General features: G+C 77.2%; 6 protein-coding genes and 2 pseudogenes. 5 read left to right on the top strand and 3 right to left on the bottom strand.

What is annotated here, in order from left to right; all coding sequences use genetic code 11:
• From B0E53_RS30225 to B0E53_RS30205, 5 genes and pseudogenes are all read left to right on the top strand, one after another.
• Positions 1-729: pseudogene (locus B0E53_RS30225) on the top strand (DEAD/DEAH box helicase); the annotation flags it as partial.
• Between the two features lie 150 nt (positions 730-879).
• Positions 880-1,137 (top strand): hypothetical protein, encoded by a 258-nt coding sequence (locus B0E53_RS38040; protein ID WP_168215450.1) that lies wholly within the window; start codon positions 880-882, stop codon positions 1,135-1,137.
• Positions 1,134-1,940 carry an SAM-dependent chlorinase/fluorinase gene (locus B0E53_RS30215; protein ID WP_107079110.1) on the top strand — a complete coding sequence of 269 codons (807 nt, stop codon included), beginning with the start codon at positions 1,134-1,136 and terminating at the stop codon, positions 1,938-1,940. The genes B0E53_RS38040 and B0E53_RS30215 overlap by 4 nt, the downstream gene beginning before the upstream one ends.
• A gap of 43 nt (positions 1,941-1,983) precedes the next feature.
• Positions 1,984-2,802, top strand: a complete 819-nt coding sequence (locus tag B0E53_RS30210) for a DNA-formamidopyrimidine glycosylase family protein (protein WP_107079109.1) — start codon at positions 1,984-1,986, stop codon at positions 2,800-2,802.
• 240 nt (positions 2,803-3,042) lie between these two features.
• The gene (locus tag B0E53_RS30205) at positions 3,043-6,654 is read left to right on the top strand and encodes a multicopper oxidase domain-containing protein (RefSeq protein WP_107079108.1); all 3,612 of its coding nucleotides are present in this window, start codon (positions 3,043-3,045) and stop codon (positions 6,652-6,654) included.
• Between the two features lie 2 nt (positions 6,655-6,656).
• Here the strand turns inward: B0E53_RS30205 and B0E53_RS30200 are convergent.
• The 3 genes and pseudogenes from B0E53_RS30200 to B0E53_RS30190 form a co-directional block, all read right to left on the bottom strand.
• Positions 6,657-7,031, bottom strand: a pseudogene (locus B0E53_RS30200) (hypothetical protein); the annotation flags it as partial.
• Positions 7,032-7,156: 125 nt separating this feature from the next.
• Positions 7,157-7,366, bottom strand: coding sequence for a hypothetical protein (locus B0E53_RS30195; RefSeq protein ID WP_107079107.1), 210 nt, complete (start codon positions 7,364-7,366; stop codon positions 7,157-7,159).
• Between the two features lie 132 nt (positions 7,367-7,498).
• Positions 7,499-8,314: NYN domain-containing protein (locus B0E53_RS30190; RefSeq protein WP_210406272.1), on the bottom strand; the 816-nt coding region annotated here is incomplete at its 5' end.

Raw genomic sequence — 8,314 nt, 5'->3', positions numbered from 1 at the left:
CGGGTGGCGCTGCCCAGCCGCGGCGGCCCGCCCACCGTGGCCGGCCGCTGGTCCCGGCTGCCCGACCGCGACCTCGACCCCACCCGGCGGGCCGCCGCCCTCGCCGACCTGCTGCTCGAACGGCACGGTGTGGTCACCCGCGGCGCGGTGATGGCCGAGCAGGTGACCGGGGGCTTCGCGGCGGTCTACCCGGTGCTCTCCGCGCTGGAGGAACGCGGCGCGGCCCGGCGCGGCTACTTCGTCGAAGGGCTGGGCGCCGCCCAGTTCGCCGTGCCCGGTGCGGTGGACCGGATCCGCGCCCTCGCCGACCCCGCCGACGGCAGCCGGGGCCGGGGCGGGCCGACCGTCGTGCTCGCCGCCACCGACCCCGCCAACCCCTACGGCGCGGCGCTGCCCTGGCCCGACCGGGTGGTCGACTCCGGCGACGGGGCGGCACCGGCCACCGGCCACCGGGCCGGGCGCAAGGCCGGTGCGCTGGTCGTGCTGGTCGGCGGCGACCTGGTGCTCTACGTCGAGCGGGGCGGGCGGACCATCCTCTCGTTCACCGACGACACCGACACGCTGGCCGCGGCCGGCAAGGCGCTCGCCGACGCGGTGCATTCCGGCGCGCTGGGCGCGATCTCGGTGGAACGCGCCGACGGCGAGGCGGTGCACTCCTCGCCGCTGCGGGACGCGCTGACCGCCGCCGGCTTCCGCGCCACCCCCCGCGGCCTACGCCTCCGCGGCTGACCCACCCCGCCTCGCACCTCGCAACGCGCGCCTCACGCTGCTGCCCCACGCCCACAGGTCGCTTGCCACGTGTGCCACGGGCGGGGGAAGTGTGCGGAGCGGGAGTGCCGTGGTCGTTAGGGTGTGCTGCGCAGACGACGAGGGGGACGGATGGCCTCGATCCAGGTACGACCCGCCGGAGCCGGCGACCACGCCGACGTCGCGGCGCTGCACGGGCGCGAGTGGGGCGGCCCGTACGTGGTGGTCCACGACACCCGCTACGACCTGCGGGAACTGCCCACCCTGGTGGCGGTGGACGGGGCGCGGGCGGTCAAGCCGAGCATCCCGTACCTGGGCGAGGACGACATCCCGCTGCACGACGAGCTGCGGCTGGAGCGGCGGCTGGCCGCGCCGGCGGCCCGGCCGTGACCGGCCCCGGCGGGGCGCCGGCGGGCGGTCCCTGGATCTCGTTGACCACCGACTACGGCCTGGCCGACGGCTTCGTGGCGGCCTGCCACGGGGTGCTCGCCCGGCTCGCCCCGGCCGCCCGGGTGATCGACGTGACGCACCTGGTGCCGCCCGCCGACGTACGACGTGGCGCGGCGGTGCTCGCGCAGGCCGTGCCGTACCTGCCGGTGGGCGTGCACGTGGCGGTGGTCGACCCGGGCGTCGGCACCCCACGGCGGGGCATCGCGCTGGCCACTCCGGGCGGGCTGCTGGTCGGCCCGGACAACGGGCTGCTGCTGGACGCCGCCGAGGCCCTCGGCGGGGTCACCGGGGTGGTCGAGCTGACCAACCCGGCCTGGCTCGCCCCGGCGGTCTCTCGAACCTTCCACGGGCGGGACGTGTTCGCCCCGGTCGCCGCGCGGTTGGCGCTCGGCGCGCCGCTGGCCGAGGCCGGCCCGGCCGTGGACCCGGCCGCGCTGGTCCGGCTGCCCGCGCCGCTGGTCCGCGCCGACGACACGGGCTTCACCGCCGAGGTGCTGACCGTCGACCACTTCGGCAACGTCCAGCTCGCCGCCCCTGGTGAGCTGCTGTCCGGGCTGCCGGAGCGGGTACGGGTGGCCGGCCGGGCGGCGGTGCACGGGCGGACCTTCGGTGACGCGCCGGCCGGCGGGCTGGTCGCGTACGTGGACTCGGCCGGGCTGGTGGCGCTGGCGGTCAACACCGGCCGCGCGGTCGACCTGCTCGGCGTTCGCCCGGGCGCGGTGGTGACGGTGACGGGCGACTGAGCGCCCGGCGGCGCGGGACCGCCGGGCGAGGGAGGATGGAGGGGTGCCCGAAGGCGACACCGTCTGGAACACCGCCCGCGTCCTCCAGCGCGCCCTGGCCGGCGCCCGGCTCACCGGCTCCGACTTCCGCGTGCCGCAGCTCGCCGCGACCGACCTGACCGGCTGGACCGTGCGGGAGTCGGCCAGCCGGGGCAAGCACCTGCTGCTCCGGCTGACCGCCCCGACCGACGCCGCCGCACCGGCCGACGGCGGCGGGCGGGACTGGACCCTGCACTCGCACCTGCGGATGGACGGCGCCTGGCGGGCGTACGCCCCGGGCGAGCGGTGGGCGGCCCGGCCCGCGCACCTGATCCGGGTGGTGCTCCGCTCCCCCGGCGCGGTGGCGGTCGGCTACCACCTGCACGAGCTGGCCCTGATCCCGACCGCCCAGGAGGAGTCGCTGGTCGGCCATCTCGGCCCGGACCTGCTCGGCCCCGACTGGGATCCGGACGAGGCGGTCCGCCGGCTGGCCGCCCACCCGGACGAGACCATCGGGGAGGCGCTGCTGGACCAGCGCAACCTGGCCGGGGTGGGCAACCTCTACAAGTGCGAGGTGCTGTTCCTGCGCGGGGTCTCCCCGTGGACGCCGGTCGGCGCGGTGCCCGACCTGGCCGGCACGGTCGGCCTCGCCCAGCGGCTGCTCGCCGCCAACCGGGGCCGCTGGACGCAGAGCACCACCGGCTCGCTGCACCGCGGGCAGACCAGCTACGTCTACGGCCGCCGGGCGCAGCCCTGCCGGCGCTGCGGCACGGCGATCCGCAAGGAGGAGCTGGGCGAGCGGGTGACCTACTGGTGCCCGGCCTGCCAGCCGGACCGCCCCTGACGCCCCTGCCGGGGGCGGGCCGGAACCGGCGGGTGGAGGTCCGCTCCGGCCGGCAGCGGGGCGGGCCGGCACGTGGAACTTCCACGAACCACCCAAGATCGCCTGAGATAGGGACGATTGGGTAGTTCCCTCCGCACCTTCGGCGTCGCATGCTGCGGTGGAGTGCTCACCGATCGTCAGCAGCGCGTACGCCCGCCACGTCGGGGTGACGGCAGGCGCGCCCGGACCCCGGGGAGAGCCATGGTGCTGTTCCGCAGACTCCGGCCGGGATGGACGGACCGGGCCGCCCGGACCGCCGAGGGCCACGCGCCGACGGTGCCCGCCGCCCGCGCCGCCGAGGAGGAGACCGGGCCCACCCCGGCCAGCCTCGACCCGGCCGCCGTGCCGCGCTGCTTCGGCCCGGTGCCGAACTTCGCCGCCAGCCCGCTGCCCGCGCTCGACCGGGACGGCCGGCCGGTGCCCGGTACCGGCATCCGGAAGTTCGTCGACCCGCTGCCGGTGCCCGGCCCGCTGGCCACCGCCGGGCTGGGCGCCCGCCTGCCGGTCGCGGTCCCCGACACGATCAGCTGGCCGGGCTGCGACTACTACGAGATCGGCCTCCAGGAGTACGCGCAACGCCTGCACCGCGACCTGCCGGCCACCCGGCTACGCGGTTACCGCCAGCTCAACCTGGGCACCGACGCGTCCGGCCACAACACGGTGAGCCCGCCCGACCGGCCCTGGCACCTGGGTCCGATGATCGTCGCCCGGCGCGGCCGGCCGGTCCGGATCAAGTTCATCAACCAGCTGCCCACCGGCCGGGCCGGCGAACTCTTCCTGCCGGTCGACGAGACGGTCGACGGGGCCGGGACCGGCCCGCTGGACGGGCCCGCGCCGTACCCGGGAAACCGGGCCGTGCCGCACCTGGCGGGGGCGCAGACGGCGTGGATCAGCGCCGGCAACCCGTGGCAGTGGGTCACCCCGGCCGGCGAGATCACCCCGTACCCGACGGGGGTGGGGGTGACCCCGGTGCCGGACATGCCGCCGCCCGGCGCGGGCGCCACCACGCTCTACTTCCCGAACGAGCAGAGCGGCCGGCTCATGTGGCTGCACGACAACACCCTGGGCCTGTCCCGGCTCACCGTCTACTCCGGGCAGCTGGCGCTCTACCTGCTCACCGACCCGGCGGAGGAGCGGCTGGTCGACGACGGGGTGCTGCCGGCCGACCAGCTTCCCCTGGTGATCGAGGACAAGACCTTCGTGCCGGACGACGCCCAGCTCGCCGCCCAGGATCCCACCTGGGACCGGGACCGCTGGGGCGCCAAGGGCAGCCTCTGGCACCCGCACGTCTACCAGCCCCGGCAGAACCCGTACCGGAGCACCGGCGGGAACCCGACCGGCCGCTGGGACTACGGCCCGTGGACCCACGACCCGGACGGCGGGGCCAGCCCCTGGGTCGCCCCGGTGCCGAACCCGCACCACGACCCGGTCACCGAGCCGGACGAGCCACCGCTGGCGCCGGGCGTGCCGCACCCGTCGGCCGTGCCCGAGGCGTACGGGGACACCCCGCTGGTGAACGGGGTCGCCTACCCGTACCTGGAGGTCGCGCCGCGCGCGTACCGGTTCCGGATCCTCAACGCCTGCGCCGACCGGACGCTCAACCTCCAGCTCTACCGCGCCGGCTCGGACCGGCCGATGTGGACCGAGAGCGGCGCGGCGGGCGACCCGCGCGCCGGCGAGGTGCCGATGGTCGACGCGGCCCGGGCTGCTGGCCGGCCGGCGCACTGGCCGGTCGACGGGCGCGAGGGCGGGGTGCCCGACCCGGCCGCCGCCGGACCCGAGCTGGTCCAGATCGGCAACGAGGGCGGCCTGCTGCCCGCCCCCGTGGTGTGGCCGAACCGCCCCATCGGCTACCGGTACGACCGCCAGGACCCGACCGTGCTCAACGTGGACGGGCACACCCTGCTGCTCGCCCCCGGCGAGCGGGCCGACGTGGTGGTGGACTTCGCCACCGTCCCGCCGGGCAGCACGCTGATCCTCTACAACGACTGCCCGGCGCCGCTGCCCCGGTTCGACCCCCGCTACGACCAGCACACCGGCGCCCCGGACCGCACCGCCACCGGCGGCCTCCCCGCCGCCCGCCCCGGCTACGGGCCGAACACCCGGACCCTGCTCCAGATCCGGGTCACCGGCACCCCGGCCGCGCCGTACGACCGGGACCGGCTCGCCGCCCGGCTGCCCGGCGCGTACGCGGAGAGCCAGCGACCGCCGATCGTGCCGCAACCGGCCTACGACGCGGCCTTCGGCACCCGCACCCCCGGCGAGACGCTGGTGCCGGCGCGCGCCACCTCGGTCACCTTCACCCCGGCCGGCGCGGTCGCCCCGGTCACCCTGCCGCTGGCCGTGAAGTCGGTCGGGCAGGTCTTCGAGCCCCGGCACGGCCGCGCGGTGGGGCGGCTCGGGGTCGGCCACCCGAACGCCGGGCCGCGGACCCCGGCGACCCTGCCGCTCGGCCCGGTCGACCCGGCCACCGAGGTGCTGTACGCCACCGAGCCGACCGTGCCGGTGGGCGCGCCGGCCGACGGCACCCAGCTGTGGCGGATCGTCGGCGACGCACCCCGCACGCACCCCGTGCACATCGAGGGCTGCGACGTGCAACTGGTCAACCGGGTCGGCTGGGACGGCACGGTCCGCCCGCCGGACGCGGGCGAGCTGGGCTGGAAGGACACCGTCCGGGTCAACCCGCGGGAGGACGTGATCGTGGCCCTGCGCCCGGTCCCGCCGACCCTGCCCTTCAAGATCGGCGACAGCGTACGGCTGCTCGACCCGACCCGGCCGGCCGGCGCCCGGCTGGACGCCGGCCCGGTCAGCCCCGTCGACGGACGGCCCGCCGTGGTGGTCAACCAACTGGTCAACCTGGGCTGGGAGTACCGCTGGCAGACCCGCTCGGCGGGGCTGCGCGACCAGGGCATGAGCCGGCCGCTGGTGCTGCGGGTGGCGCCCAGGGCGCCGACCGGGCTGACGGCCACCCCGGCGCCCGGCTCGGCCACCGCGCTGCCCGCCATCGCGCTGGCCTGGACCGGCAACGGCAGCCGCCCGCCGGCCACCAGCCACCGGCTGCAACGCGCCACCGACGCGGCCTTCACCGCCGGGCTCACCGAGATCACGGTGGCCGCCGCCGCCACCCGGTACACCGACGCGACCGTCACCCCGGGGGTCACCTACCACTACCGGATCCGGGCCGAGAACGCGGTGAGCTGCTCGGCCTGGTCGAACAGCGTCCCCGCCTCGGTGCAGCTCACCGCGCCGGCGAAGCTGGCCGCCGTGGTGCCGCCGGCCGCGCCGCTGCGGGTCGCGCTGCGCTGGGCCAACCGCTCCTTCGCCACCGGCGTGGACGTGCAGCGGGCCACCAACCCGACGTTCACCAGCGGGCCGGGCACCACCGCCATCGCCGTCGGCGAGGCCCACCTCGACCCGGCGGTCGCCCCGGACACCACCTACTACTACCGGGTACGCACCACCTATCTGGGCGCGGCGTCACCCTGGTCGACGGTGGCCACCGTGACCGCCCCGCCCCGCCCCGGCCTGCCGACCGGGGTGCTCGCCACCGCCACCGCGCCCGCTCCGGACACCGCCACGGTGATCCTGAGCTGGTCGGCCAGCACGCCGACCGGGGCGGGCGCCGGCTTCGTGGTGCAGCGCGCCAGCGACGCCGGCTTCACCCACGACGTGGCCACCTTCAGCGTCACCGGCCGGGGCTTCACCAACACCGGCCTCGCCCGGGGCGTCACCTACCACTACCGGATCCGCTCGACCAACGTCGTCGGCACCTCGCCCTGGACCACCCCCACCCAGGTCACCACCCCGGACTGACGTCAGTGGGTACGGAGGGGGGTGTGCGCGGTACGGAGTTCGGCGAGGGCGGAGGCGACGCCGTGCAGCAGGTCGGTGGCCTCGGTGAGGCGGGCGGCCGAGGGGTCCTGGGTGCTCGGGTGGGCGTCCTCGGCCACGTAGCCGGCGGCGGCCACCACGAGCCCCTCGTACGCGGCCACCCCGCTCTCCAGCTGGCCGACCAGGGTGGCGTGCGCCTCGGCGAGCGACCCGCGCGCCTCGGCCGGGGCGAGCTTCAGGGCACGTTCCACGCCGGCCACCCGGTTGGCCAGGTCACGCAGGGAGCGGTCGGCCTCGGCCGCCTCGCGGACGGCCGGCTCGGCCAGCCCGGTGAGCCGGCCGGCCAGCCCGGCCAGGGTCAGCACCGCCCAGCCGCGCGGGGTCACCGCCCCACCCGCCGTACCCGCGTCATGCCGCTCCCCTCCCGCCGTGAGGGCCCATCCTAAGGCCCGGCGCGGGCCGGGTGCCGCGGTGCCGCGGGGGATCAGGCGACCCGGCGGCGGACCGGCTTCCGGGGAGCGGGCGGGGCGGGCAGCACCTGCACCTCGAACCCGGCCCGGGCGAACACCTCGATCGCCCGGTGCTCGGCGGGGCCCAGGTCGGCCGCCGCCGCGCCGGTGTCGAGCAGCGCGGTCACCAGGCAGCCGGAGCACCCGGCGCCACGGATCCCGCAGGTGTCGCAGTCGATGAGCATCAACGCCTCCTGACGCGTGGCCGGTGGCGCACAGGAGAGGGACCACCACCGTCGGTCACCATCAGGCTAGGCCGGGGGTATGACAGAACCGGACAACGAGGCAGCACCTACCCCGAATCCGATCACCGAGCCTCAGGACCGGGCGAGCCGCCGCAGCAGCGAGTCCGCCCCGAGCGGGTAGGCGCCGTGCCGGCGTACCCCGTCGGCGACCTCGCGGTCGGAGGAGACCACCACCACCGGCCGCCCGGCCGGCTCGGCACGGACCAGCCGGCGGATCAGCTCGTCCGCCGTCTCCCCCTTGCGGGAGAAGAGCACCCGCACCCCGCGCGGCGTGGGCGGCAGCCCGTGGATCCGCTCGGCGCCGTCGAAGACCACGGTGACCTCGTCGCCGGTCTGCGCGGCGATCCCGCCCAGCCCGCTGATCAGCCGCTTGCGCTGCTGCTCCAGCGACATCTCGCCGAAGCCCCGCTTGGTGACGTTGTAGCCGTCCACCACCAGGTGCGCCTTGGGCAGGGCGAGCAGCTGGTCGAGCCGGGCCGGGTCGTCGGTGTCCCGCGCCCGGGCCGCGGCCCCGGCCGGGGTGGCCGCCGACTGGTCGGCGAACGCGTCGGCCACGAAGTCGGCGGGCAGCTTCTCCACCGGGTCCAGGGCCAGCTCGCGGCGGAGCCCGACGGCGGCCTGGCCGATCGTCTCCAGCAGCAGCCAGAGCTTCGCCTCGTCGACCGAGCGGGCCTCCTTGGCGCTGACCCGGGCCACCCCGGCCGCGGCCTCCGCCTCGGCCAGCCGGGCCCGGGCGCGGCGCAGCTCGGCGTCCGCGTCGGCCGCCGCGCGGGCCGCCCGGCCCCGCTCGGTCGCCAGCATCTCGGTGGCCTTGCGCTCCCGGGCCTGGGTCTCCCGCAGGGTACGGGTGAGCTGCCGGGCCTCCTCCCGAAGCTGGCCCAGCTCCTC

This window comes from Micromonospora sp. MH33, assembly GCF_003013775.1.
In the GTDB taxonomy this organism is placed as follows: domain Bacteria; phylum Actinomycetota; class Actinomycetes; order Mycobacteriales; family Micromonosporaceae; genus Micromonospora; species Micromonospora fulviviridis.
The sequence above is the reverse complement of the archived record's forward strand: the minus strand, read 5'-3'. Positions and strand labels throughout refer to the sequence as shown.